We start from the raw sequence: 24,932 nt of genomic DNA, 5'->3' as shown, positions 1-24,932 counted from the left end.
CGAGTAAGCACCAGCCGGCCTCGAGTCAAGGCGGAGCGCCCTTGCTCCCCTTGGGGCACGAAGGCGTCGAGCCCTGCCACCGTTGTCGCCTCCGGGGGAATTCCCGAAGATGCGTCTCTCGCGCGGCGAGCGGCGCGCAGGAGGTGCCGTGGGGGCGGGTGGACGACGGCCGGGGTGGGTTCGTGCGCTCGGGATCGTCGTTGCGGGCGCCGTCGCCAGCGCGGGCGTGGCGGCTCGCGCGCGCGCGTTCGGGCTCGAAGACGTCGCGAAGCGCGCGGAGCAGCTTGCCGGGAAGCCCTACCAGGATCCGCACGGCGAGGTGCCGGACTGGCTGCTCCAGATCTCCTACGACCAGTGGCGCGACATCCGCTTCCGGCCCGAACAGGCGCTCTGGCGCGGACAGCGGTCCAACTTCGAGATCCAGTTCTTCCATCCCGGCCTCTTCTACGACCGCACCATCGCGGTCCACGTCGTCGACGCGCAGGGCGTGCACGAGGCCGCCTTCTCCCCGAGCCAGTTCGACTACGGCAGGAACGACTTCGCGAGCCGCGTGCCGCAGGACCTGGGCTACGCGGGGTTCCGCGTCCACTTCCCGATCAAGAAGGCCGAGTACAAGGACGAGGTGATCGTCTTCCTCGGCGCGAGCTACTTCCGCGCGGTCGGCCGCGACCAGGCCTATGGCCTCTCGGCGCGCGGGCTCGCGATCGACACGGCGCTCCCGAGCGGCGAGGAGTTCCCCTGGTTCCGCGAGTACTGGCTGGTGCGCCCGTCACCGCAGGCGCGCGAGCTCGAGCTCTACGCACTGCTCGACAGCCCGCGCGCCACGGGCGCCTTCCACTTCGTGGTGCGTCCGGGCGAGCAGACGCTGGTCGACGTCGACTCGCGGGTCTTCCTGCGCGAGCCGGTCGGCAAGCTCGGGATCGGGCCGCTCACCAGCATGTTCTTCTTCGGCGAGGGCACCCCGAGTCCGCCGCCCGACTTCCGGCCCGAGATCCACGACTCCGACGGCCTGCTCCTCAACGACGGCACCGGCGAGTGGATCTGGCGCCCGCTCGCCAACCCGCGCACGCTCTCGGTGAGTGCCTTCCGCCTCACGAACCCGCGCGGTTTCGGGCTGCTCCAGCGCGACCGCAACTTCGACCACTACCAGGACCTCGAGACGCGCCAGGACACCCGGCCGAGCGTCTGGATCGCACCGGCCGGGGACTGGGGCGCGGGCCGGGTCGAGCTGATCGAGATTCCGACCCAGCAGGACATCCACGACAACACCGTGGCCTTCTGGGTGCCGGACGAGGTCGCGCCCCCTGGCCAGGCGATGCCCTTCACGTACCGGATGTGGTGGTACGGGGACGATCCGGAGCGGCCGCCCGGCGGGCGCGCGGTTGCCACGCGCCGCGACCGTGGCACCTACGAGGACGCCTTCCGCTTCGTGATCGACTTCGTGGGCGAGAAGCTGGCGATCCTTCCGCCCGAGACCGTCCTGCGCGGGATCGTGACGCTGGCACCGGCCGGCGGCGAGCCGGGCGAGCTGCTCGAGCAGGTGGTGGTGCACAACCCGGTCACGCGGGGCTGGCGGCTGATCCTCCAGGTGCGCCCGCGCGGGAGCGACCCGCTCGAGCTGCGCGCCTTCCTGCAGCACGGCGAGGACACGCTCACCGAGACCTGGACCTATCTTCTGAAGCCATGAGCGCCGGCGTTCCGCAGGCTCCCGGCTCGGGCGCCTCGCCCGCTGCCGCGCCCGGCCCGGGGGGCGGCGAGGGCGAGCCCGCACGGCTCGAGATCCACCGCGACCGGCTCTTCCAGGACTGGCGCAGCGCCCGCGAGCGCCTGCGCGCCTACCTGGAGGAGCTCGGCGCCGCCGAGCCGGCGCGCACCACGCTGGCCGAGCGCGCGATCGAGCGCGCCGCGACGCAGCCGGATCCCGGCGACGGCCTCGACGCCCAGGCGGCCGCCTTCGGCGCGCTGCGCCGGCTCCTGCTCGATCTGCACCCGCAGCCGCTCGAGGGGCCGCACGCGGGTGAGCCCGACGCGTTCGTGGGCTGGCGGATCGCGACCGTCCTGGCCGGCGGGATCGGCGCGTCGGCCGAACCCGAGCCGGCGCGCCCGTCCGGACGCCGGCGGCTCTACTCGATGCCCCCACACGAGCGCCGCTCGTTCGTGACCCACCGCTTCGTGCGCCGCGGACTGCGCCGCTCGATCGAGCGCGCGCCGGGCCGCGGCGAGGACGCGCCGGCGACGGTCCCCACCGTCCCGCCCGAGCGCCGCCGGCGCTGGCGCTTCACCGCGCTGCGCCGGCGCCTGCTGCTCACGCTGCTCGTGCTGATCCCGAGCGTGATCGCAGCCGCCTTCATGCTGAGCGTGCTCCCCGAAGGCGGCGCCAACTGGCTCGAGGCCGCGATCGCGGTCTGCTTCGGCGCGCTCTTCGGCTGGATCTCGATCGGCTTCTGGACCGCGACCCTCGGCTTCTTCCTGCTGCTCTCGCGACGCGACCGCTTCGCGGTGACGCGGCTCCCGGCCGGTGCGGCCGACCTCGCCACCCTCGACCCCGGCGCGCGCACCGCGATCGTGATGCCGATCTGCGAGGAGCCGGTGGCGCGCGTCTTCGCCGGGCTGCGCGCGATCCACGCCTCGCTCGCGAAGACCGGGCAGCTCGAGCGCTTCGACTTCTTCGTGCTCTCCGACACCCGGGACCCCGGCCTCGCCGTCGAGGAGGAGGCCGCCTGGTTCGGGTGGTGCCGCGACGTCGGCGGCTTCGGACGCATCTTCTACCGCCGGCGCCGGGTGCGCCTCGAGCGCAAGGCCGGCAACGTCGCCGACTTCTGCCGCCGCTGGGGCAACCAGTACCGCTACATGGTGATGCTCGACGCCGACAGCGTGATGTCGGGCACGGCGATCGCGCGCCTCGTGGCGATGATGGAGGCGCAGCCGGACGCCGGCATGATCCAGACCGCACCCGTGGCGGTGCTGCGCCGCTCGCTGTTCGCGCGCGTGCAGCAGTTCGCGAGCCGGATCTACGGGCCGCTCTTCGCCGCCGGGCTGCACTACTGGCAGCTCGGCGAGGGCCAGTACTGGGGCCACAACACGATCATCCGCGTGGCGCCCTTCATGGACTGCTGCCACCTGCCGCGCCTGCCGGGCAAGCCGCCGCTCGGCGGCGAGATCCTCTCCCACGACTTCGTGGAGGCGGCGCTGATGGGTCGTTCGGGCTGGACGCTCTGGCTCGCCTACGACCTCGAGGGCTCCTACGAGGAGGTCCCCTCGACGCTGCTCGAGGAGATGGCACGCGACCGCCGCTGGTGTCAGGGCAACATCCAGCACCTGCGGCTCTTCTTCACCGAGGGGCTGCGTGGCGCGCACCGCGCGCTGTTCCTGAACGGCGTCCTCTCCTACGTATCGGCCGGCCTCTGGTTCACCTTCCTGGCGCTCTCCACCACCGAGGCGGTCTGGGAAGCCCTGCGGGAGCCGGTCTACTTCCCGCCCGGCCCGAGCCTGTTCCCGGAGTGGCCGGTGTGGCGCCCGGACTGGGCCTTCGCGCTGGCCGGCGTCACGGCCGCGATCCTGTTCCTGCCCAAGCTGCTCGCGATCCTGCTCGTCGTGCTGCGCGGGCGTGCACGCGAATTCGGCGGCTTCTTCCGCCTGCTGGCGAGCGCGCTGCTCGAGGTGCTGGTGTCGACCCTGCTGGCGCCCGTGCGGATGGTCTTCCACACCCGCTTCGTGTTCTCGAACCTGCTCGGCCGCACGGTGGTGTGGAGCTCGCCGCCGCGCGGCGACCGCGAGACGAGCTGGCGGGAGGCGCTCCGCTACCACGCGATCGACACGGTCTGGGCGGGCGCCTGGGCAGCGGGCGTCTTCGCGCTGAACCCGAGCTACTTCTGGTGGCTCACGCCGATCGTGGCGGCGCTGATCCTGTCGGTGCCGGTCTCCGTCCTGACGAGCCGGATCGGTCTCGGCGACCGGACGCGCGGTGCCGGCTTGTTCCTGACGCCGGAGGAGTCCTCGCCCCCACCCGAGATCGCCGACGTGGCCCGCGAGACGGCCCGCGCCGAGGCCGCGCGCGCGGCGCTGCCGCCGGTCGAGCACGACGGCTTCGTGCGCGCGGTCGTCGATCCCGCCGTGAACGCGGTCCACTGCGCGCTGCTCGGCGGCACGCGCGGCGGCAAGCAGGGCCTGCGCGCCGCGCGGCGCGCCCTTGTGGAGCAGGCGCTGGCGCAGGGCCCCGATGCGCTCGGCGCAGGCGAGCGGCGCCTGCTGCTCGCCGACGTGGAGCCGATGATCGAGCTGCACCGCGGTGTCTGGCAGCTCGCCGACCGCACCCGCACCGTGCGCTGGGGCGTGCCGGGCGGATGAATCGGCCCTCTCGTCCCTTGCCCGGGCGAGGGCCCGCGCTGGTGACGGGAGCGGGTTCACGAGAGGGGTTCTAGAGTCCCGCCATGCCCCACGAGCGACTGGAAGACGGGCTGCGAGCCCTGCTGCGGGACGCCCCGCCCGAGGTCCTCTCGGCCTGGCTCTTCGGCAGCGAGGCACGGGGCGAGGCGGGCGAGCACAGCGACGTGGACGTGGCCGTGCTCTACGCCACGCCACCCGCCTCACGCCTCGCTGCCGGGCCGCTCGATCTCGAGGGCGCGCTCGAGCGCGCCCTCGGCCGCCCGGTGCAGCTCACCGTGCTCAACCGCGCGCCGGCGGACCTCGTCCACCGCGTCCTGCGCGACGGCCGTCTCCTGCTCGATCGCGACCGTGCCGCCCGGATCCGCTTCGAGGTGGAGCGCCGCAACGAGTACTTCGACCTCGCTCCGCTCCGCGCCCGCTATCGCGCCGGGGGACGGCGCGCCTCGTGACCGACGCCCCGCTGGTCGCGAAGAAGCTCGCGATCGTCGAGACCTGCATCCGCGAGCTGCGCGGGATGGCGCGCCTGGAGCACCTCCGCAACGACGTTCGCGAGCGCCGGTTCGTGGAGCACACGCTGCAGGTCGCCATCCAGGCCGCGCTGGACGTCGCCTCGCACATCGTCTCCGACGAGCGCCTGGGCGAACCCGACACGAACCGCGGCCTCTTCGCGCTCCTGGAATCGGCTGGCTGGATCGACCCGCCGCTCTCGGCGTCGCTCCAGCGCATGGCCGGTTTCCGCAACGTCCTCGTCCACGGCTACGCCGACGTGGACCTCGGCGTCGTCGAGGATGCCGTGCGCAGCGGGCTCGCGGACCTGGAGCGATTCCTGGGGGCGGTGCGGGCGCGCTCGTGAGCCTCGGGCCGGTCGAGCGCCCCGGCGTCGGCGAGGAGGTCCCCGTGTCCGCCGAGCAGAGCAGCTTCTTCCGTGTGTACGGAATGAGCCAGTCCTTCTTCACGCGCAAGCTCGAAGGCTACCTGAGCTACAAGGGCATCCCGTACCGGCTGCGCCGCTGCGCGGGCGCCGTGCCCGAGGCACGCGCGGCGGGCTGGCCGGGGGGCGTGCCGGTCGTGCGGACACCCGAGGGCGCCTGGTGCTGGGACACGACGGAGGTGATCGAGCACCTGGAGACCCGCCATCCGGAGCCCTCCGTCCTGCCGCCGGATCCGGTGCAGCTCTTCCTCTGCTACGCCCTCGAGGACGCCTTCGACGAGTGGCTCTACCGCGCCGCGGTGGGCTCGCGCTGGCACTTCGAGGAGAACCACCGCGTCGGGGGCTTCGAGCTGGCGCGCGACCTGAGCTTCGAGGCGCCGGTGACCGCGGACCAGGCGGCGCAGCTCGTGCGCGCGCACGTGACGGCCACCTGCGAACCCTTCGGCGTGACCGCAGCGAACGTGGGCGCCTGGATCGACGAGGTGCTCCGCCCCTGGCAGCGCGCCCTCGAGGCGCACCTCGCCGCGAGCCCGTACCTCTTCGGCGGGCGCCCGTCGCTCGCCGACTTCGCGCTCTTCGGCGGCTGCGCCGCGCACCTCGCGAACGATCCCCTGTGCCGGCGCTGGCTCGACGCGGATGCCCCGGCGCTCGGGAAGCACACCCAGCGCCTCCTCGAGCCCGAGGAGCAGGCCTTCGGACCCTGGGCGCCCGCGGACCCGGTGCCGGACACGCTCGTCGCGCTGGTGGCGGAGCTCGGGCGCTCCTACCTGCCCTGGGTGAGCCGCGCCACCGAGGCGGGCCGCGCGGAGCTCGCCTTTGCGGGCGGCTCCCGGATCGAGATCGCCGCCACGCCCTTCCTCGCGAACGCGCGCGGAGTCCTCCTCGCGCGCTACACCGCCCTGCGCTCACCGGCGCTCGACGCGCTCCTCGAGCGCGCGAGCGTGCGCGCGTACTACGCGGACTTCGTGGGCCAGGCCGGCGTGGTTCCCGACCCGACCTCGCCCCCGCGCCCGGCCCGCAACCGCCCCTTCCCACCGCCGTGGGAGCGTGAGCGATGAGGGGGCGGGCGCCCCGGAGACCCCGCCCGACCCCTCGCGCAACCCCGGGCCCCCACCGCTGACCGCCGCTTCCGCGCCGCGTCGCCCGATGCGCGATCGCTCTCGCGGGATACCCTCGCCGATGGCGTCCGCACGAAGCCGGGACTCGTTGGGAGGTGACGCCAGCCGAGGGGGGCGCCGGACCCGACCTGCGCGTCCGGCGCGCGAGAGGGGAACGGAGGCGCCGATGCGCACCGGAGTCGCGACGAGCGGAGCGGTGCTCGCCAGCGCGGTCGCCCTCGCCGCCCCGCCCGCCCCGGCGCTCGTCACGGTCGGGATGCTCGAGGCGGCGGGGCCGTACTTCTCCTCCGGGCGCTGGCAGCGCGTGGCCTCGGTCGGATCCGTCGTCTACAGCGCGGACCAGGAGAGCGGCGTCCGGGTCGTGGACCTCTCCGATCCGGCGGCGCCGGTCGGGGTCGGGGTGATCGACACGCCCGGCTCGGCGTGGAGCGTGGCTGCCGGCACGGGCCTCCTGCTCGTCGCGGATGGCGATGCGCTCCTGGTCTTCGACGTGGCGGTCCCCACCGCTCCGAGCCTCGTCGGCACCCTCCCGCTCGCAGGCGACGCGGAATGGGTCGCGATCGATGGGAGCATCGGATACGTGGCCTCGTGGCACACCGTTCTCGCGGTGGACCTCTCGGACCCGTCGCTCCCGGAGCTGGCCAGCGAGCTCCCGATTCCCCAAGGGCTCGTCCGGGGCCTGGAAGCGGCGGCGGGGCGGGTCTACGTCAGCGTGTCCGAGCAGGAATTCACCGGAGGCGGCGCGCTGCACGTTCTCGACGCGAGCGATCCGTCCCACCTGGAGCAGATCGCCAGCCTCCCCGTCGCGGCTGATCCTACCGGCCTCGAGGTCGTGGGCGGGTACCTGTACCTCCTGGCCAACGACTCCGCCGGTGGATCGCTCCACGTCGTGGACGTGGCGCTGCCCGAGACGCCGGTGGAGATCGGCAGCCTTCCCTTCCCCGGCTTCGCCAGCGATCTCGCCGTGGCGGAGGGGCGGGCCTACCTGGCAGGCGGGGATGGGTATGGGCCCATGACGGCGAGCCTGCGCGTCGTGGACGTCTCGGACCCCGAGGCACCCGCCCCGCTGGGCGCCTTCGCGAGCGGCGCCTACCACGAGGGGGTCGCCCTGGTCGGGGGTCACGCCATCCTCGGCGGCACCTTCGACGTGCGCGTCGTCGACGTCACCATCCCCGACCGCCCAGCCGTGATCGGGGTGCTCGACACGCCCGGCTTCGTCGCGGACGTCGCGGTCTCGGGCGACCTCGCGGTGCTCGCGGACGAGTACGCCGTGCGCATCGTCGACGTCTCGGACCCCTCCGCGCCAGTGGAGCGGAGCGCGGTCGAGATCCCCTCGCGCGGGGTCGCGCTCGCAGGCAACCTCGTCCTCTCGGTCGACGGCTTCTCGCTCCGCGTGCTCGACATCTCGAATCCGGACGCGCCGGCTCCGCTCGGATCGGTCGAGGTGCTGGCCGATCGCGTCGAGTCGTTCGGCGAGCACGCGCTGGTGACACATGCGCTCGGGTTCGCCTTCGTCGATCTCTCGAACCCGGAGGCGCCGGCGGTGGTCGCGGAGTATCCCGGCGAGTGCGACGCCTGGGAGGCGACCGTCGAGGGTGCGACGGCATTCGTCGCCAGCGGCTCGTGCGGCATCTCGCTCTTCGATGTCTCGAACCCCGACGCGCCCTTCTCGGATGGCATGTTCCGCTTGCAAGGCGCGAGCGTCCGCGGAATCGCGGTGGAAGGCCGGATCGCCGCAGCCGCCGCGGGAGCCGAGGGGCTTCGCGTCTTCGAGCTTGGCGAGGTTCCGCGCCTGTCGACGGAGATCGGAGCCCTCCGCCTCGGCGCATCCGGCGTCGTGAACGACGTGGAGCTCGAGGGTGGCATCGCCTGGCTCGCGGACCGGCTGCTCGCGATCGATCTTGCGAATCCAGCGGCACCCTTCGAGCTCGGCGGCCTCTTCGGTGGGGGGTTCGACGTCGAGCGGGAGGGTGGCCTCAGCTACGTCGCCACCGGTCCGGCGGGTCTGCTCATCGTGGACTTCGGCCCCGAGTACGTGCCGGAGCCGGGGGCCGGCGTGCTCTCGCTGGCCGCCCTCGCGGCCCTCGCCGGAACGTCGCGCAGGAGGACGACATGGAACCGTCCGCCCCGGAATGGCGCCGCCTGCAGCGCTCGCTCCTGATCGTCGGGGTCCTCGCGTGGGACCCGAGCGCCCATGGTTCGGAGTGCACCCTAGGCCCCGGCCCGCACGCCGATCGCCAGGTCCTGCACGAGGGCGCGCTGCGCTCCTATTCCATGATCGTGCCCTCCGGTTGCGATCCCGCACGGCCCTTCCCGCTGCTCGTCGAGCTGCACTCGTGGGACGTCTGTCCCGGCCCGGAAGGTCTGGCGCAGTTCTTCGCGAAGCAGCCCTTCGCCGAGGAGCAGCGGATCGTCCTCGTCCGGCCGGTCGGATCCGACGGGCCTCCGTTCGGGGGCGCGGCCTGCGGCCCGAGCCACTGCTGGTCGACCGGGTCCGTCTTCGACGTCCTCTTGTGCTCGACAAGGCCCCCGCCGGACGACGTCGCGTTCCTCCGCGCCGTCGTGGCCGATGTCGGCGGCGCCGTGCCCATCGACGAGCGGCGGATCTACGCCTACGGCGAGTCGATGGGGGGCGGCATGGCGCACCGCGCCGCCTGCGGCGCCCCGGACCTCTTCGCCGCCGTCGCGGCGACCGCCTTCCCGCTCCAGGAGGGCCGCCTGCCCTGCGCCCCGGACCGGCCGGTCTCGGTGCTCTATCTGCACGGGATCGAGGACAACTTCGTCTGGTACGACCGCGCCGCCGACCTCGCCGCCGGCATCGATCGCCCCTGCGACAACAAGGTCGTGCGAGGGGATGGCGTCTGCGATCAGGGGAGAGCGCCCGCGAGCTTCGCGCGCTGGGCCGAGCTCGATGGATGCCTGGGTGAGCCCGTCCGCACCTTCGCGCACGGCCGCACCCGCTGCGATCGACACATGGCCTGCGCGGGGGACGTGGAGGTCGAGTTCTGCAGCACCGACGCCGGGCACGGGGTGTACGAGAATCCCGACGGGCTCGGCCGCGCCTACGTGTGGACGTTCCTCTTCGAGCGCACGCTGCCGATCCCCGAGCCGCGGAGCAGCGGCGCGAGCCAGGCTGGCGCCCTCTCGCTCGCCGTCCTGGCGGTGCTGCGCCGCTGGCGGAAGGCGTTCCGGTGAGCCCATCGCGTGAGGGTCCCGCGGGCGAGAGGCCCCTCACGAGCCCGGGCTCGTCCGCACCGCCGGGGTCCCGCCCGGAGCGGGCGCCTCCGCGCTCCGGAGCTCGACCACCCGCACGACCGACGCGAGGGCACGCAGATCCCCTTCGCTGCCGTCGAGCTGCCAGCCGAGCAGGCGCGCCAGCGAGCGGATCGCGCGCGGGTGGCGGCGGCCGTAGGCGAGCAGCACCTCCTCGGCCTCCGCGCCCGAGACCTCGTGTGCCTCGACCGGAAGCGTCCGGCCGGCGGTCTCGATCCGCGCGTGGGGGGCGGCGCGCAGGTTGCGCAGCCACTCGGCGCGCGCGCCCCAGGCCGAGACCACCCACCACGTGCCGCGCTCGTGCCGGACGACCTCGAGCACGGCCCTCCGGAGCGCGCCGCTGCGCCGCCCGCGGTGCTCGAGGAGCAGGAAGCGGGCGCCGAGGAGCCTGCCGAGCCCCAGGCGATGGAGCGCGATCGGAAGGCGATACAGGAGCCGCGCGATCCCTCGCGGCGGCGGCACCTCTCGCAGCTTGCGCACGGCGGCGGCTCAGACCAGTGGCCGCTTGGCGACCATCAGGAAGACCACGGCGAGGAGGGCGGCCGTCGCCGTGAGCCCGAGGCCCGCGTAGAGCGGAGCCAGGGCGTGATAGGCCGGCGGCAGCGGCGCGTGACGCCGTGCGGCGTCGCGGGCGAGCCGCTCGAGACGGTGCTCGAGCCGCACGCCCCAGAACAGGATCAGCGAGAGCAGCGCGAAGAGGGCGATCCCCTCCGCGAGCCAGCCCGACCCGAGCGGGAGCCCCATGCGCCAGGCCATCGCGAGCCCGGTCGCCGGCAGGACGAAGCTCGGAGGCACGAGCAGGAGGCGATTGCTCCACACCACGGCGCCGAGCAACGCGGCGCTGGCCTCCGCGCTCGGCGCGCGGTCCGCGAGCGTCTTCGCGATCGCGTTGGCGAACGAGCCGCCCACGTAGCAGCAGGCGGCCAACACGTGGAGCCACTCGAGGAGCAGCTGGAGATCGCTCACGCCCGCTCCTCCCCGGCCTCGCGCGCGAGCACCTCGACGAGGCGCCCGCACAGCCGGTGCAGGTCCCGCCGCTCGCGTGGCGCGAGCCCCGACAGGGCACGCGCGAGCCGCGCCTCGGCGCCGGGCCGCAGCTCGGCGACGAGCCGCTCGGCGCGGGGCGTGGGCTCGAGCCGCACCTCGCGCCCGCGGCGCGTCCGGCGCACGAGGCGATGGCCCGCGAGGCGCCGCGTGAGGGCGTGCGCGTGCTGGCGCGTGACGCCGAGTGCGCCGCCGAGCCCCGTCTGGCTGAGCCCCGCCGGCGCGCTCGCGAGGACCGCCAGCGCGATGGCCTCGCCGACCGTGAGCGGCGTGCCCGCCACGACCCCGCCGAGCACGGCGCCGAAGAGCGCGTGGGCATGGCCGACCCGGTCGGCGAGCTCCCAGGCGAGGCGTCCGGCGTCGCGCGGCACGCGGCCCAGCGTGCCTTCGCGAGGTTCAACTGTCAACCTTGTTTACGATCTGGGATCCGAGCCGGCCGTGCCCGCATTCGGGCCCGACGAGCCACCCCGCCGCCCGTGCGCCCGGCGTCGATCAGCCGCCGCCCGCCGCCAGCTCCAGCACCACGCCGGGATCGCCGGGAGGCGCCGGGGCACCGATCTCGAGCCGCTCGGGGGCCACGCCGAACTCCGTGATCGCAACCTCGCGCACGGCCTCGGCGCGCGCGCGGGCCAGCGCGGCGAGCCGCTCGTCGGGGACCGGTGCCGCGGCGGCGTAGCGCTCGAGCTGGGCCTCGTCCGCGGGGTCGAGCGCGCCCTCCTCGCCGCGTGCGCGAGCCTGGAGGGCGCTCGCGATGCGCCGCCGCGCGAGGAAGCCCGGCCCGTCGGGCAGCTCCGGCAGGCCCTCGCCCGCCTCGAGTCGCTCGGCGAGGATGCGCTGCGCCACCAGCGGCCGGTCGGCATCGCCGGTGCGGCCGCGCAGGCGCAACGCGAGCTGCGGGCGCTCGGCGAGCAGCCGCACGACGCCCTCGTAGCGCCCGGCCTGGCCCTCCTCGGGCCCGGCGGCACCCGGCGCGCTCGCCACCGGCTCGATGCCGCCGCCGCCCAGGAGCCCGCCGACCCCGGAGCCGACCGCGCCGAGCAGCTTGAGCGGCGAGGTGAGCGCGCCCACCAGCGCCTGGCGCAGCGCACCGGCCACGATCGAGCCGATCCCCGTGCTCGTGCCCTTCTCGTCCACGGTGACCGGGACCGAGAGCGAGATGTTGCCGCCGGGATCCCGCAGCAGGGCGAGCGCCACGTCGAGGGGGATCCCGAAGCGCTGCTCGAAGTCCCCGGGATTCCGGCTCGCGACGTCGAGCTTGTGCAGCGTGATCGCGTTCTTCGCGTCGTAGCGCTGGCCGCGCATGCGGAAGGTCGTCTTCACGGACGCGCTCCCGCCCAGCCGATAGCCCGCGGCACTCTCCGCGTACGGGTTGAAGGGCGCGAGCGCGAGCCGGTTCAGGGTGAACTTCGCCTCGCCCTTGTCTCCATCGAGCGCTCCGACCAGCTCGAAGCGCCCGCCGTCCGCCGCTGCACCCGTCACCTTCAGGCTCTGCGCCACGCGCTCCGGGAAGCGCAGTCCCTCGGCGCGCGCGACGAGATCGCGGAACACGCCCTTGTAGGGCGGCTCGACGCTGGCGTCCTCGAAACGGAGCGTCTTGCCGTCGAGCGCGAACGACGCGACCGCGACCGAAGGGCTCGCGCCGCCCGCGGCCTCGATGCCGCCGAGCTCGATCGTGAGGCCCTCGACGGTGCCCTGGCGCGGGCCGGCACCACGCGCGTCCTCGAAGCCGAGGGTCTGGCCCTTCACCGCGAGCTTCCCGACGGTGACCGCCCGCGCCTCGCCCGCCGTGCGGACCGCGATCCCGGTCGCGTCGACCCCGAGCCCGTCGATCGAGGCCGTGAGCGGCTGTTCGCCGCTGCGATCTTCGAAGCGCAGGCGGCCCTCGCTGAGCTCGAGGGCAGCGAGGTCGAGCTCGACGGGCGCCGCCCCGGACGCCTCGGCCTCCTGCACCGGCGCGGCCGGAGGCCCCGGCTCCGCGGGCCCGTCCGCCGGCGCCTCCGGCTTCGACCCGCCCCCGCCGAGCAGGGCGTCGAGCGCCGGCGTGGGCGGCGCATAGCGCACCTCGGGCGCGACGAGCCGCACGCGCTCGAGCGCCACGCGCGTGGTCGCGGGCGGCGCGCCCTCCTGCGGGAACGGCGCGCGGATCTCCCGGATCGCGATGGCGAGCTCCCGCCAGCCGAGCGCCACCTCCTCGTCCTTCGGGTCGGCGATCGCGAGCGCGTCGAGCGCCACGTCGCCGGAGAGCCGCACCCCCGGCGGCTCGCTGCCGTCCGCCGCGAGGCTCGCCTTCACGTCGAGCGTCGCTGCGGAGTGCGCCGAGCGCAGCCAGCGCGCGAGCTCTGGATTCGACGCGACCAGCAGCGGCGGGAAGGGGAGCTTCTGCCAGGCGACCTTCCCGTCGAAGGCGGGGGGCAGGATCCCGGCCTGCCCGTCGAGCTCGAGCTGCCCGCCCTCGACTTCGAGCACGAGGTGCAGCGGGAAGCGCTCGCCTTCGTTCGCGCTCACGCCCTCGGCGTGCAGGGTCAGGGCGACGTCGAGCGGGCCGGCATCGGTGATCCAGACGAACTGCGCGCGCTCGATCGCGATCCGCTCGACCCGGTAGCCGGGGCCGTCGCTGCCAGCCGGCGCGGGCTCGGCAGCCGGTGCGGGCTCGGCAGCCGGCGTGGGCTCGGCAGCCGGTGCGGGCTCGGCAGCCGGTGCGGGCTCGGCAGCCGGCGTGGCCGGCGGTGCCGCCGCGGGCCCCTCCGCCAACACGAAATCACGTCGCACGCGCAGCACCGGCCCGCGGATCCCGACCCCGCCGAGGTCGAGGCTCGTGCCCCGGATGCCGACCCGGTCGAGGCCGAGCTCCTCGAGCCCGAGCTCGACGAGCAGATCACCGCTCGTCTCGTCGGTGATGCGGACGTCGGGGTTGCGCAACGAGAGCTTCTCGACGGACAGCCGCCACGGCTCGCCGGGCGCCTCCGGCGCAGCGGGCTCCTCCGGCTCCGGCTCGGACGCAGCGGTCGGCCGCGCGTGCGAGAGGGGATCGATGCGGCCGTCGGCCATCCGCTCGAGCCGCACGCGCGGCGCGTCGATCTCGAGCGCTGCGAGCGAGAGCGTCCGCGAGACGAGCGGCCCCCAGTCGAGGTCCGCGAAGACCCGGTCCCAGCGCAGCAACGGCTCGCCGGGCTCGGAGCGCTCGGGCTGCCCGATCGCGACGGCGGGCGCCCCGGGCCTTGTCTCCGGGGCCGTCGCTGCCTCGGTCGCAGCCGCGAGCCCGCCCTCGGGCGCGCCGGCCTTCGGCGGCGCCGGCGCCGCCGCCGGCACGAAGCGCTCCGGCAGCACGGCGTCCGCCCGGCTGCCGATCGCGAGGCCCTCGATCGTCACGCGACCCCGCAGCAGCTCGAGATCGACGTTCTCGATCCGGATCGGAAGCCCGAGATAGCGCGGGCCCGCCCAGGCGGCGCCGCGCTCGAGCGCGGTCGGGAGCGCGAGGCGGAGCGCGAGCAGGAGCACCACCGCGACGCCCGCTGCGATCGCGAGCCGCCGGCGCCAGCGGCGTCGCGGCGGTCCGGCTCCGGCAGCGGGTCGACTCGGCTCGGCGCTCATGCAGCTCTTCCTCCCGCCTCCCGAGGTAGCCCCGTGGCGGGGGGAAGGTCAAACGGGCCGAAAACGGAAACCGCCCCTCGCTCTGGGGGGCGAGGGGCGGTTCCTGCATTCCTGGCGAAGCGCCTAGTAGCGATCGCGATCCCGGCCGCCGCCGTAGCCGCCGCCACCGCCGCCGCCGTAGCCGCCGCGGCCACCGCCGCCGCCGCCGCCGTAGCCGCCGCGGCCGCCGCCGCCGCCGCCGTAGCCGCGGCCACCGCCGCCGCCGCCACCGCCGGCCGGACGGGAGGTCGCCTCGTTCACGCGAAGCGGCCGCCCGCCGAGGTTGCGCCCGTCGAGCTGGCGCATCGCCGCGTCCGCGGCGTCGCCGTCCGACATCTCCACGAACGCGAAGCCACGGGGCCGGCCCGTCTCGCGATCGGTGATGACGCTCACGGAAGCGACCTCGCCGTGGGCTTCGAACAACTCGCGAAGCTCGGCCTCGGTGGTGGTGAACGGGATGTTGCCAACGTACAGCTTCTTGCTCACTCGATTTCCCAATGCGATGCCGCGCGCAACTCGGGCGCGCGCTCGCGAAGAACCGTCAGGATCCTGTGCGGAACATCCGGCAGCCGGAGCCCAATCGGTTGGTGACACCGCGAACCAATCGCGGCGTCGGGCTCAGAAGGAAGGACGAACAGGCGGGAGATTCCCGTTGGCTGCGCATCTACCTGGAGAACGCCCGCGCGGCAGGATGCCGCATCGCCCCCCGTCCGCAAGCAGCAGCGGGCTAGGGTCACGGGGCGGAGACGGGTGGGGGTGGGTTCCGGACCCCGGGGGCCGGGCCGGCGAGGCGGATCGCCAGGCGCCAGCGCGAGGGCTCGGTGGGAGCCCGACCCCATGACACCATCCGGCGCAAGAAGGAGGGCATCACGATGTGGACCCCGTCCGAACGGGCGCGCCGGGATCCCGGGGGCCTGGCGCTCGACGACGGCGTCCGTCGCCGCTCCTGGGCCGAGCTCGACGATCGCGTCCGTCGCTGGGCGCGGCTCCTGCGCGAGGACCTGGGGCTCGCACCCGGGGACCACGCCGCGGTCCTGCTCGGCAACCGCGCAGAGGGCGTCGAGGCGATCCTGGCCGCGATCCAGGCCGGGATCTGGATGACGCCCATCAACTGGCACCTGGCGCCCGACGAGATCGCCTACGTGGTGCGCGACTCGGGTGCCCGCGTGCTCTTCACCGACCCCGAGCACGAGGCCGTCGCGCGCAGCGCCGGCGGCGCAACGGTGCTCGTCGCGGGCGACGAACTCGAGCGCGCGCTCGCGGGCGCCCGCGACGAGCCGATGCCGCTCGAGGGCCCCGCCGGCGGCAACATGATCTACACGAGCGGCACGACCGGCCGCCCGAAGGGCGTCAGACGCCTCCAGGCCGCGAGCCTCGGCCAGGCGCTCGCGGGACAGCAGGCCTACGCGCGCCAGATCGCCTGCGACGGCAGCGGGCCGCATCTCGTCACCGGCCCGCTCTACCACGCCGCGCCGCTCATGTTCGCGATCTACGACCAGGCCTGCGGCGCGCCGATCCTGGTGCTGCCGCGCTGGGACGAGCGCGCAGCGCTCGGCACGATCGTCGAGCGCGAGGTGCACCACACGCACCTGGTCCCGACCATGTTCGTGCGCCTGCTGCGACTGCCCGAGGCCGAACGGGGGGCCTTCCGGGCGCCGGCGCTGCACACGGTCCTGCACGGCGCGGCACCCGTCGCCCCCGCCGTGAAGCGGCGCATGATCGAGTGGTGGGGCCCGGTCCTCTACGAGTACTGGGGTGGTACCGAGGGCGGCGTCACCACCTTCGCCGACAGCGCCGGGTGGCTGGCGCACCCGGGCACCGTGGGCCGCGCCCTGCCCCATTTCGAGGTCTTCGCGGTGGACGCCGAGGGCCATCGCCTCCCCGCCGGCCGGGAGGGCCCGCTCTACGCCCGACACCGGACCACGACGGACCTCTTCGAGTACCACGGGGACCCCGCGAAGACCGCCGCCGCCTTCCTCGATCCGTACACCCATACGCTCGGCGACGTCGGGCGGGTCGATCCGGACGGCTGGGTCCACCTCACCGACCGCAGCGCGCACCTCATCATCTCGGGCGGCGTCAACATCTACCCCGCCGAGATCGAGGCCGTGCTGGTGGAGCATCCCGCCGTGCTCGACGTCGGCGTCTTCGGCGTCCCCGACGAGGAGTGGGGCGAGCAGGTGAAGGCCGCCGTCGAGCTGGCGCCTGGCCACGTCGCCTCGGAGGCGCTCGCTGCCGAGCTGATCGCCTTCGCGCGCACCCGCCTGGCCGCCTACAAGGCGCCGCGCTCGATCGACTTCGAGGACGCGCTGCCGCGCACCCCGGCCGGCAAGCTCTACGTGCGGCGGCTGCGCGATCGTTACTGGCAGGGGCGGGAGCGGCAGATCTAGAACCCGCCGGGTGGCGGGCGCTCGCGGGCGCCGGGTAGTCTCGGCGGTCCGGAGGCTCCCCCATGACCGATCTGCGCCGCGACCTGCCCGAGAAGGGCTCCGACTGGGAGACGATCCGCGAGCGTCTGATCGGGTTCGGGGCCCGCGACGCCGACTGGCGGCGCGCGCGCACGGCGGTCTACGTGTTCCACGCCGGCGAGGACGTGCTGCAGGTCGCGAAGGAGGCCTACGCGCTCTACCAGAGCGAGAACGCGCTCGGCCCGCTGGCCTTCCCGAGCCTCGCGCAGATGGAGCGGGAGGTCGTCGGCACCGGCCTCGCGCTGCTCCACGCGCCGGCCGAGGCGTGCGGCAGCATGACCTCGGGCGGCACCGAGAGCATCCTGCTCGCGGTGAAGGCGTGCCGTGAGGAGGCGCGCAGCCGCGGCGTCGACACGAACGGGGCCGAGATCGTGGCGCCGCGCTCGGTGCACCCCGCCTTCGACAAGGCGGCGCTCTACCTCGGGATGCGCGTCGTGCGCGTGCCGGTGGCGGCGGACCTGCGCGCCGACGTGGGCGCGATGGCCGCGGCGATCGGCCCGCGCACCCTGATGCTGGTCGGCTCCGCGCCGTGCTTCCCCTACGGCCTGGTCGATCCGATCGCCGAGCTCTCGGCGCTCGCGCTCGAGCGCGGCGTCTGGCTCCACGTCGACGCCTGCGTGGGCGGCTGGTTCGCCCCCTTCGCGCGCATGAACGGCGTGCCCGTTCCCGATTTCGACTTCGCGCTCCCGGGCGTGCGCAGCATCTCCGCGGACCTCCACAAGTACGGCTACGCGGCGAAGGGCGCCTCCACGATCTTCCACCGCAGCGAGGAGCAATGGCGCCACCAGGTCTTCCAGTTCGACGCCTGGCCGGCGGGCGGCATGACCACCCCGACGATGGCGGGCACCCGCCCCGGCGGCGCGATCGCCTCGGCCTGGGCCGTGCTCCACTACCTCGGCGTCGAGGGCTACCGCGAGAAGGCGCGCCTGGTCTGCGCAACCCGCGCGAAGCTGATGGGAGCGATCGCGGCCATGGAGGGCCTGCGCACCTACGGCGACCCGCAGCTCGGACTCTTCACCTACGGCTCCGACGTGCTCGACCCGTTCGCCGTCTGGGGCCAGATGACCCGGCGCGGCTGGTTCACCGGGCTCACGACCGAGCCGCGCGCGATCCACCTGATGCTCTCCCCTGCCCACGCCCGCGTGGCCGACGAGTACCTGGCGGACCTCGCCGCAGCGCTCACCGCGGTGCGGGCGAGCGGCGAGCGCAGCGACGCCTCCGCGCGCTACGCCTGAGCTGCCGGCAACGCGCTCCGGCCTCGCCTTCGCACGGCATGAAGCTCCGTCACACCACCTGACGGGGGTGATTCCCATCACCCAGGACGCTCCTCGACGCTCCGATCCCAGCCGCGGACCGGGGGGGTGGCTCCATGAGGCGGCATCGATCGTGGGCCATGGCGCTCGTCCTGGGCGCCGTGGGGGGCTTCGTGTCTGCAGCCGAGGCGCGCGTCGTGAGCGTGCGCTTCCAGCAGCCGGATGCGACCGGCGTGACGGCCTTCCGGATCTACGTGCGCCAGGCTGGCGGGGCCTACGGCGCGCCGGCGTGGCAGGGCCTGCCGGCCCCGAGCGACGGCGTCTACTCGGCGCAGGTCACCGTCGCCGACACCGGTACCTCGTACGCGAGCGGCACCGCGGTGAACGCCAGCGGCGAGAGCGCGCTCTCGAACGAGATCGCGCTGGCGGCGCCGGCGCCGGTGTGCGGCAACGCCGCCCTCGAGCCGCCCGAGGAGTGCGACGACGGCAACACCGCAAGCGGCGACGGCTGCAGCGCCGGCTGCACGACCGAGCGTGTCCCGGCCTGCGGCGACGCGATCGTCGACCCCGGTGAGCAGTGCGACGACGGCAACGCGGCGGCCGGCGACGGCTGCCGCGCCGACTGCAGCGTCGAGCGCTGCGGCGACACCCGCCTCGATCCGGCCGAGCAGTGCGACGACGGCAACACGGCGCCGGGCGACGGCTGCAGCGCCACCTGTACGATCGAGCGCGTGCCCGCCTGCGGGGACGGCATCCTCGACCCCGGCGAGGCCTGCGACGACGGCAACGCCGCGGCCGGCGACGGCTGCCGCACGAGCTGCACGGTCGAGGCCTGTGGCGACGCGATCCGCGACCCGGGCGAGCAGTGCGACGACGGCAACGCGAGCGCCGGCGACGGCTGCCGCCTGGACTGCACGGCCGAGGCCTGCGGCGACGGCCGGCTCGACCCGGGCGAGCAGTGCGACGACGGCGGCACCAGCGCGGGCGACGGCTGCGACGCCGCCTGCCGGACCGAGCAGGCTCCCGCCTGCGGCGACGGCGTCCCGGACGCCGGCGAGGAGTGCGACGACGGCAACACCACGAGCGGAGACGGCTGCGACGCGCAGTGCCGGGCCGAGCCCACGAGCTCCGTACTGCCGCTCTTCGTGAACGTGGGCGGACCCGACTACACCGATCCCGACGGCCGCACCTGGCTCGCCGACGCCGCCTTCACCGACGGCGGCACGCCCGGCTCGAGCTCGGCGTCGATCAGTGGAACGAATGCCGACCCCATGTACCGCAGCCGCCGCTACGGCACGGCCGGCGGTCCGCCGCTGGTGTTCGAGCTGCCCGTCGGGGAGGAAGGCCTCTACTACCTGCGGCTCCACTTCGCGGAGGTGGGGAGCGAGGTCTCGAGTGCGGGCGAGCGCGTCTTCGACGTGCAGCTCGAAGGCTCGCTGCGGATCGAGGACGTGGACGTGATGGAGCTCGCGGGCAAGCGCCGGGCGCTCACCCGCGAGCGCACGATCTGGGTCAGCGACGGGCTCCTCACCGTCGAGCTCCTGCCCCAGGCCGGCCGCCCGATGCTCTCCGGCGTCGAGCTGCACCGGGCCGAGGAGGCGCCCGCGGTCGTGCCCTCGCCGGCGCCGCCCAAGATCGTGGGCTGCGGCAAGCACTGCCGGTGAATGCGGGCGCTCAGAGCTCGAGGCGTCGCAGCGCCGCGCGCGGGAGGGCGCGGATCGCGAGCAGCACGAGGCGCCAGACCGCCGGCGCATGGACGACCGGCCAGCCGCGGTCGATCGCACGCAGCGCCCGCGCGGCAACCGCGTCGGCATCGGCGGCGAAGGGCGGCTCGGGGAGCCCCGCGGTCATCGCGGTGCGCACGAAGCCCGGCTTCACGCACACGGTGCGCAGGCCCGCGCGCCGGAAGCGCGCGTCGAGGCCCGCGAGGTAGTACGAGAGGCCGGCCTTGGTGGCACCGTAGAGCACGACGCGGCGCCGCGCGCGGTCGCCGGCCACCGAGGAGAAGACGCAGAGCGTGCCGCCGCCGGCGGCCAGCAACCGCAGGCGCGCGGCCTCGCACAGCTCGATCGTGCCGGCGAAGTTGGCGGCGAGCACGCGCGCGCGGAGCGCCGCGTCCTGCTCCAGCACCTCCTGGGTGCCGAAGGCGCCGGCCGTCACCACCACCGCGTCGAGGCCGCCGAGCGCGGCCACGGCGCGGTCGAGAGCGGGCCCGAAGCCGGCCGGCTCGAGGAGGTCGCACGCTCCGACACCGACCGGAGGCGGTGCCCCGTGCGCCTCCAGGTCGAGCGCGCTGCGCGCGAGCGAGGTCGCGTCGCGGCCGAGCAGGAAGAGGCGGTCGCCGCGCGCCGCCAGGCGCCGCGCGAGCGCGCGCCCGATCCCGCCGGTCGCACCGACCAGCACCACCCTCACGCGGGATCCCCGAAGAGCCGCACCGCGAGCGCGCTCGAGAGCCGGCGCTCCGGATCGAAGCGCCGGCGTGCGGCCAGGAACGCCTCGAGCCGTGGCTCCAGGCGCCGGAACGGCGCGGGCCCGGTGAGCTGGTCCTTGGCCAGGTAGATGCGTCCGCCCGCCGCGATCACGACCTCGTCGAGCGCTTCCACGGCGGGGCGCGTGCGCGGGTCGGCGAGCGGGAGGTCGAGGCACACCGTGATGCCGGGCCGCGGGAACGAGAGCAGGCCGCGCCCCTCGCGGCCGAAGTCCTTGATCACGACCAGGTAGCTGCTGGCGCCGGTCCGGGCCAGCACGCGGAACAGCTCGTGCACCGGCTCCGTTCCCGCCTCGCGCGGGATCACGCACTGGTGCTGCGTGAAGCCGTGCCGCCCGTACAGGCGGTTCCAGTTGCCGGCGGCGTCGAGGGGATGGAACGACGCGTAGGGCGACACCGTACGCCGGCCGCTGTGCGTGGCGGCCAGCCGCAGGCGGTTGTGGAGCGCCACGCCGAAGCGCGGCAGCCACGGGAGGTCCAGGGGAACCGACGTATGGCGACCGCGTGCGGGCACCCCCTCCGGCGCCTCGGGCGGCTCCGCGAAGCGCGCGCGGCTCACGACGCCGCGCCCGAGCGCCGCGCCGCGCGCGAGGGCGTCCGCCCAGGCGACGGTGTAGGGCCAGCGGGCGCCGTCGGCGAGCAGTCCCGCAAGGAGGCTCTCGAGATCCGGAAAGACCTCGCGCTCCTCGATCAGCCACGGGCTCGGGATCCGCGCGAGGTCGATCTCGACCTCGAGGATGTGCCCCGTGAGGCCCATGCCGCCGATCGTGGCGCGCAGCAGGTCCTCCTGCTCCGGCGCGCGCACCTCGCGGACCTCGCCGCTCGCAAGCCGCATGCGCAGCGCGCGGACGTGGTCGCCGAAGGAGCCGGCCAGGTGATGGTTCTTGCCGTGCACGTCAGCGGCGACCATTCCGCCGAGCGTCACGAACGCCGTGCCCGGTACGACCGGCACGAGAAGGCGACGCGGCAGCAGGAGCTGATGCAGGCGCAGGAGCGAGATCCCGGCCTCGGCGCGCAGCACGGCGCGCGCCTCGTCGAGCGCGAGCACGCGATCGGCCAAGCGCGAGCCCGCGACGCGGGCGCCCGGGCGCGGCGGCAGTGCGGCGTCCCCGTAGGCGCGCCCGAGTCCGCGGGTCAGGACGGCGTCGCGCGTGATCGCCTCGAGATCCTCGCCCTGCGCGAGGCGCGCGGGGACGCGCACGGCGCGGCCCCAGCCGCTGAGCTCGGTGGTGGCGGGATCGTGCGGGATCGGCTCGGTCCTCGTCGCGCGCCGGAGGCGGTGCGGCGAGCTTAGGTGTCGCCACCGGCGGGATCCACGCCCGCTTGCGCGATCCGCCCGCGGCGCGGGATGCTCCCACCGCCCATGACCGGACCCATCCCGACCCGCATCGTCCCGAGCGTGCGCCCGGCGCCGCTCCCGCCGGCGCGGGTCGAGCGCGAGTTCCGGGCCCTGCTCGACGAGGGCGTCCCGCTGGTCGTGGCCGGCCGGGCGCGCCGCCAGCCCCGCCGGCTCCTTGCGCTCGGATACGCGCCGAAGCACCGGCTCGAGCTCTTCGACACGGTCTTCTACCTGACGAAGCCGCGCCAGAACTACTACCTGCGCTTCTTCGTCGCCTACGTGGTGCAGGCGATCCCGGGCCGGCGGCGGCGCGCCGTCTTCCCGCGCATCTTCTACAAGGACGCGGCGCTGGTGTGGCGCTCGGGCTCGCACGTGGGCCTGATGGACGGCATGTTCTGGATCGGCAAGGGCGACACCTACGTGGTGCTCGACGAGACCACCGAGACCACCTACTCGCGCGAGGAGACCACCGACCTGCCGCTCGAGCTCCAGGGGGCGCTCGAGACCCTGAATCGCCAGCCCGGTCCGATCCCGAACGACGAAGCGGTGCTCGACCTCGTGCTGCGCCGGGTGCCGGTGGGCCGGGTCGAGCCCTATCGCGACTTCACGGCGCCGCGCCGGCGCGCGCAGGCGGACCCGCGCAACCTCGTGCACGGCAGCCGGCCGGTGGCCTGGTTCGCGCGCCCGGGCGACCCGTCGTCGCTGCGCTTCGCGCGCGGCTACGAGCCCGATTTCGACGAGGGCGTCCTCGAGCGCGGCCGCTTCGGGAGCCGCCTCTACGGCGGCAGCGTGCGGCGCTTCCGCATCCTCTCGCGCAACCGGCGCATCCAGTACCTCTTCTTCGCGGCGCCCGAGGTGGCGTGGATCATCCCACCCCAGGCGCTCACCACCGAGCTCTCGAGCTACGGCGTGCGCACCGTCGACGTGCGGGCCGACGACGACCTCTTCGTGCCGGGCCTCGAGTACCACTTCCTCGACGACGGCTGGGACCCGCCCGAGCTCTACAGCCAGATCCCCACCGGCTTCGCCGGGGCCCAGAGTCCGGTCGACGACGCGCGCGCGGACGCCTCGCCGTGGCTCGATCGCCTGCCGGTGATCCAGGAGTTCCGCCGCAAGCTGCTGCGGCGCGGCAGACGAGACGGCCGCGCCCCGCGGCGGGGAGCGCGGCGGGAGCCCTAGTCGAGCAGGCCCGCCATCGCATCCACGACCAGCGACGTCCCGACGGCGAGCTTCACGAGGTCTCCGTCCACCATGCCGTAGCGGTAGCCGGCCTCGAGCGGGGGCAGCCGGCCGAGGAGGTAGGGCGGCACGGCGACGAGCACGACGCCCGGCGGGAGCGGCCGGCCGATCACGTAGCGCTTCTTGGCCTGGCCCGGCGGCAGGCAGCCGTTGTGCTTCTTGGCGAGGCCGGGCGGACAGTGGCCGTGGGCGTACTGCTCCTCCCAGTAGTCGTGCCACCAGCGGCGGTCCGCGTCGGAGAAGCCCCGCCAGTCGCGATCGCCTCCGTCGTGGTCGTCGTGCCACTCGTCGTGGTCGCCGCCGCCCGCGCCGCGCTCGGCCGGCGGGCCCTTGCCCTTCCCCTTGCCCTTGCCCTGGTCCTTCGCGACCGCCGGCAGCGCCGGCACGGCGAGCAGCAGGAGCAGCATGGTCAGGATGCGCTGCATGGGTCGTGCCCCTCCCCGGATCGTCCCGCTGCCCGGGCCATCGGCATCCCGGATCCGCTGCCGTAGCCTAGTGCCCTGTGTCGGAAGTTCGCCTGCATTCGATCGCGGCAACGGGCCGCTCGCAGCGTTGCGCTCCCTCCCCATGGCGACGGCCATGGCTCGGTCGCGCGCCTTGCGAGCGGCCCGTAGCCGCGATCTCGGTGCACACCCAGCCGCCCGCGACGGCTTCGAGACTTCGACGGCGAACTTCCGACACCGGACACTAGCGGGCGCCAGGACGCGAAAGGAGCCGTGATGGGCCTGCTCGACTCGCTGCTCGGGGCCGGCACCGGGCTCGGCGCCGGCGACCGGGCGCCCGCGTTCACGCTCGAGGACCAGGACGGCCGTCCGGTCGCGCTCGCCGACTTCCGGGGCCGGAAGAGCGTCGTCGTCTACTTCTACCCGAAGGACGACACGCCGGGCTGCACCCGGGAGGCGTGTGCGTTCCGAGACCACTACGAGGCCTTCCTCGACGCCGGGGCCGAGGTGCTCGGGATCAGCAGCGACCCGCCGGCCTCGCACGAGCGCTTCGCCGGCAAGCACCGGCTGCCCTTCCGGCTCCTGGCCGATCCGGGCGGAAAGGTGCGCGCAGCCTTCCGCGTGCCGCGGACGGCGGGGCTCCTTCCCGGCCGGGTCACCTACGTGATCGACCGGGAAGGAGTGATCCGCCACGCCTTCAGCTCACAGCTCGCGGCCACCCGCCACGTCGGCGAGGCGCTCGCGGTGCTCCGCGGGCTGTGACCGGCCTCAGGCCCGCGCGCGCCTCCGGGCCGCGGCGGCCGCGAGCCCGAGCGCCACGAGCCCGACGGTCCCCGGCTCGGGGACCGGGAAGGCCGTGAAGCTCACGCTGCGCAGCGCGAAGGCCGTGGCGCCGGTGTTCTCGGCCACCAGCAGCCAGGAGGTCGAGGGCGCGCCGAACGGGCCGTTGAAGGCCTCGTTGCCGCCGCAGAACGAGAAGGCCGCGCAGGTGTCGTTGCCGGCGTGCTGGTAGCTCGCGCCGTTCCAGTACCCCCAGCTCACGTCGTCCGCGTCCTCCATGGCCGCGATCGTGAGCGAGTCGATCTCCACGGGCTGCGAGAACGTGATGCGCAAGGCGTCCTCGCCGATCGGCGCGATCAGGTCGCACTGCGACGCCACCGGCCCGCAGCCGAGCCCGCGCGTGCCGAAGAGCGAGCTTCCGCCCACGTTGACGCCGATGTTCGTGAAGCCGCCGGGCGTGCCGGTCGGGGTCATCGTGTTCTGCGGATTCGTGACGCCGCCGAACCCCTCGGCGGTGGCACTGACCCCCCGTCGGACTGG

Annotated in this window: 21 protein-coding genes; 12 read left to right on the top strand and 9 right to left on the bottom strand. The window is 74.6% G+C overall.

What is annotated here, in order from left to right; translation table 11 throughout:
* Window positions 1–226: 226 nt before the first annotated feature.
* The 7 genes from OZ948_02135 to OZ948_02105 all read left to right on the top strand — a co-directional run bounded on the left by OZ948_02135 (window position 227) and on the right by OZ948_02105 (window position 9,630).
* Complete coding sequence (locus OZ948_02135; GenBank protein ID MEB2343520.1) at window positions 227–1,687, top strand: glucan biosynthesis protein G; 1,461 nt, start codon at window positions 227–229, stop codon at window positions 1,685–1,687.
* On the top strand, window positions 1,684–4,347 hold the full coding sequence (gene mdoH, locus OZ948_02130) for a glucans biosynthesis glucosyltransferase MdoH (protein MEB2343519.1): 2,664 nt from the start codon (window positions 1,684–1,686) through the stop codon (window positions 4,345–4,347). Before OZ948_02135 ends, mdoH begins: the two co-directional genes overlap by 4 nt.
* An 83-nt stretch (window positions 4,348–4,430) precedes the next feature.
* Window positions 4,431–4,835, top strand: coding sequence for a nucleotidyltransferase domain-containing protein (locus OZ948_02125; protein ID MEB2343518.1), 405 nt, complete (start codon window positions 4,431–4,433; stop codon window positions 4,833–4,835).
* Window positions 4,832–5,239 (top strand): DUF86 domain-containing protein, encoded by a 408-nt coding sequence (locus OZ948_02120; protein ID MEB2343517.1) that lies wholly within the window; start codon window positions 4,832–4,834, stop codon window positions 5,237–5,239. The genes OZ948_02125 and OZ948_02120 overlap by 4 nt, the downstream gene beginning before the upstream one ends.
* A 44-nt stretch (window positions 5,240–5,283) precedes the next feature.
* Complete coding sequence (locus tag OZ948_02115) at window positions 5,284–6,375, top strand: glutathione S-transferase (protein ID MEB2343516.1); 1,092 nt, start codon at window positions 5,284–5,286, stop codon at window positions 6,373–6,375.
* A 226-nt stretch (window positions 6,376–6,601) separates the two neighbouring features.
* Window positions 6,602–8,596, top strand: a complete 1,995-nt coding sequence (locus OZ948_02110) for a hypothetical protein (GenBank protein MEB2343515.1) — start codon at window positions 6,602–6,604, stop codon at window positions 8,594–8,596.
* Window positions 8,548–9,630 carry a hypothetical protein gene (locus OZ948_02105; GenBank protein ID MEB2343514.1) on the top strand — a complete coding sequence of 361 codons (1,083 nt, stop codon included), beginning with the start codon at window positions 8,548–8,550 and terminating at the stop codon, window positions 9,628–9,630. Before OZ948_02110 ends, OZ948_02105 begins: the two co-directional genes overlap by 49 nt.
* 36 nt (window positions 9,631–9,666) lie before the next feature.
* On the opposite strand, the gene OZ948_02100 is transcribed toward OZ948_02105, so the two are convergent.
* The 5 genes from OZ948_02100 to OZ948_02080 form a co-directional block, all read right to left on the bottom strand.
* Complete coding sequence (locus OZ948_02100; protein MEB2343513.1) at window positions 9,667–10,188, bottom strand: nitroreductase family deazaflavin-dependent oxidoreductase; 522 nt, start codon at window positions 10,186–10,188, stop codon at window positions 9,667–9,669.
* Window positions 10,189–10,197: 9 nt separating this feature from the next.
* On the bottom strand, window positions 10,198–10,674 hold the full coding sequence (locus OZ948_02095; protein ID MEB2343512.1) for a DUF2269 domain-containing protein: 477 nt from the start codon (window positions 10,672–10,674) through the stop codon (window positions 10,198–10,200).
* Window positions 10,671–11,159: a MarR family winged helix-turn-helix transcriptional regulator gene (locus OZ948_02090; GenBank protein MEB2343511.1), complete on the bottom strand. Its 489-nt coding sequence runs from the start codon at window positions 11,157–11,159 to the stop codon at window positions 10,671–10,673. The genes OZ948_02095 and OZ948_02090 overlap by 4 nt, the downstream gene beginning before the upstream one ends.
* Before the next feature lie 85 nt (window positions 11,160–11,244).
* Window positions 11,245–14,343 (bottom strand): DUF748 domain-containing protein, encoded by a 3,099-nt coding sequence (locus OZ948_02085; protein ID MEB2343510.1) that lies wholly within the window; start codon window positions 14,341–14,343, stop codon window positions 11,245–11,247.
* 123 nt (window positions 14,344–14,466) lie between these two features.
* Entirely contained in the window at window positions 14,467–14,868 is a 402-nt protein-coding gene (locus OZ948_02080; GenBank protein MEB2343509.1) for an RNA-binding protein, read from the bottom strand.
* Between the two features lie 335 nt (window positions 14,869–15,203).
* Here OZ948_02080 and OZ948_02075 point away from each other — a divergent pair, with 335 nt between their 5' ends.
* The 3 genes from OZ948_02075 (at window position 15,204) to OZ948_02065 (ending at window position 19,767) form a co-directional block, all read left to right on the top strand.
* On the top strand, window positions 15,204–16,772 hold the full coding sequence (locus tag OZ948_02075; GenBank protein ID MEB2343508.1) for an AMP-binding protein: 1,569 nt from the start codon (window positions 15,204–15,206) through the stop codon (window positions 16,770–16,772).
* Between the two features lie 62 nt (window positions 16,773–16,834).
* Window positions 16,835–18,085, top strand: a complete 1,251-nt coding sequence (locus OZ948_02070) for an aminotransferase class V-fold PLP-dependent enzyme (GenBank protein ID MEB2343507.1) — start codon at window positions 16,835–16,837, stop codon at window positions 18,083–18,085.
* Window positions 18,086–18,243: 158 nt separating this feature from the next.
* Window positions 18,244–19,767, top strand: coding sequence for a DUF4215 domain-containing protein (locus tag OZ948_02065; GenBank protein MEB2343506.1), 1,524 nt, complete (start codon window positions 18,244–18,246; stop codon window positions 19,765–19,767).
* 10 nt (window positions 19,768–19,777) lie between these two features.
* Here OZ948_02065 and OZ948_02060 read toward each other — a convergent pair whose 3' ends face one another.
* Window positions 19,778–20,515: an SDR family NAD(P)-dependent oxidoreductase gene (locus OZ948_02060; GenBank protein ID MEB2343505.1), complete on the bottom strand. Its 738-nt coding sequence runs from the start codon at window positions 20,513–20,515 to the stop codon at window positions 19,778–19,780.
* Window positions 20,512–21,792 (bottom strand): FAD-binding oxidoreductase, encoded by a 1,281-nt coding sequence (locus OZ948_02055; protein ID MEB2343504.1) that lies wholly within the window; start codon window positions 21,790–21,792, stop codon window positions 20,512–20,514. Before OZ948_02055 ends, OZ948_02060 begins: the two co-directional genes overlap by 4 nt.
* 162 nt (window positions 21,793–21,954) lie before the next feature.
* On the opposite strand from OZ948_02055, the gene OZ948_02050 reads away from it, so the two are divergent.
* Window positions 21,955–23,109, top strand: coding sequence for a hypothetical protein (locus OZ948_02050; protein MEB2343503.1), 1,155 nt, complete (start codon window positions 21,955–21,957; stop codon window positions 23,107–23,109).
* Here OZ948_02050 and OZ948_02045 read toward each other — a convergent pair.
* The gene (locus tag OZ948_02045; protein ID MEB2343502.1) at window positions 23,106–23,594 is read right to left on the bottom strand and encodes a hypothetical protein; all 489 of its coding nucleotides are present in this window, start codon (window positions 23,592–23,594) and stop codon (window positions 23,106–23,108) included. The two genes, OZ948_02050 and OZ948_02045, sit on opposite strands and share 4 nt — an antisense overlap.
* A 294-nt stretch (window positions 23,595–23,888) precedes the next feature.
* Here OZ948_02045 and OZ948_02040 point away from each other — a divergent pair, with 294 nt between their 5' ends.
* Window positions 23,889–24,374 (top strand): peroxiredoxin, encoded by a 486-nt coding sequence (locus tag OZ948_02040; protein ID MEB2343501.1) that lies wholly within the window; start codon window positions 23,889–23,891, stop codon window positions 24,372–24,374.
* A gap of 6 nt (window positions 24,375–24,380) precedes the next feature.
* Here the strand turns inward: OZ948_02040 and OZ948_02035 are convergent, their stop codons facing one another.
* Window positions 24,381–24,866, bottom strand: coding sequence for a PEP-CTERM sorting domain-containing protein (locus OZ948_02035; GenBank protein MEB2343500.1), 486 nt, complete (start codon window positions 24,864–24,866; stop codon window positions 24,381–24,383).
* Window positions 24,867–24,932: the final 66 nt, after the last annotated feature.

It is taken from the genome of Deltaproteobacteria bacterium (genome assembly GCA_035063765.1).
GTDB lineage: Bacteria > Myxococcota_A > UBA9160 > UBA9160 > PR03 > CAADGG01.
This window is presented reverse-complemented; position numbering and strand designations above follow the sequence as displayed.

Coding starts and splice junctions, on each gene's coding strand:
- OZ948_02040 (MEB2343501.1), top strand. CDS start 23,889: ATGGGCCTGCTCGACTCGCTGCTCGGGGCCGGCACCGGGCTCGGCGCC.
- OZ948_02070 (MEB2343507.1), top strand. CDS start 16,835: ATGACCGATCTGCGCCGCGACCTGCCCGAGAAGGGCTCCGACTGGGAG.
- OZ948_02035 (MEB2343500.1), bottom strand. CDS start 24,866: ATGACCCCGACCGGCACGCCCGGCGGCTTCACGAACATCGGCGTCAAC.
- OZ948_02105 (MEB2343514.1), top strand. CDS start 8,548: ATGGAACCGTCCGCCCCGGAATGGCGCCGCCTGCAGCGCTCGCTCCTG.
- OZ948_02125 (MEB2343518.1), top strand. CDS start 4,431: ATGCCCCACGAGCGACTGGAAGACGGGCTGCGAGCCCTGCTGCGGGAC.
- mdoH (MEB2343519.1), top strand. CDS start 1,684: ATGAGCGCCGGCGTTCCGCAGGCTCCCGGCTCGGGCGCCTCGCCCGCT.
- OZ948_02045 (MEB2343502.1), bottom strand. CDS start 23,594: ATGCAGCGCATCCTGACCATGCTGCTCCTGCTGCTCGCCGTGCCGGCG.
- OZ948_02110 (MEB2343515.1), top strand. CDS start 6,602: ATGCGCACCGGAGTCGCGACGAGCGGAGCGGTGCTCGCCAGCGCGGTC.
- OZ948_02065 (MEB2343506.1), top strand. CDS start 18,244: ATGGCGCTCGTCCTGGGCGCCGTGGGGGGCTTCGTGTCTGCAGCCGAG.
- OZ948_02050 (MEB2343503.1), top strand. CDS start 21,955: ATGACCGGACCCATCCCGACCCGCATCGTCCCGAGCGTGCGCCCGGCG.
- OZ948_02085 (MEB2343510.1), bottom strand. CDS start 14,343: ATGAGCGCCGAGCCGAGTCGACCCGCTGCCGGAGCCGGACCGCCGCGA.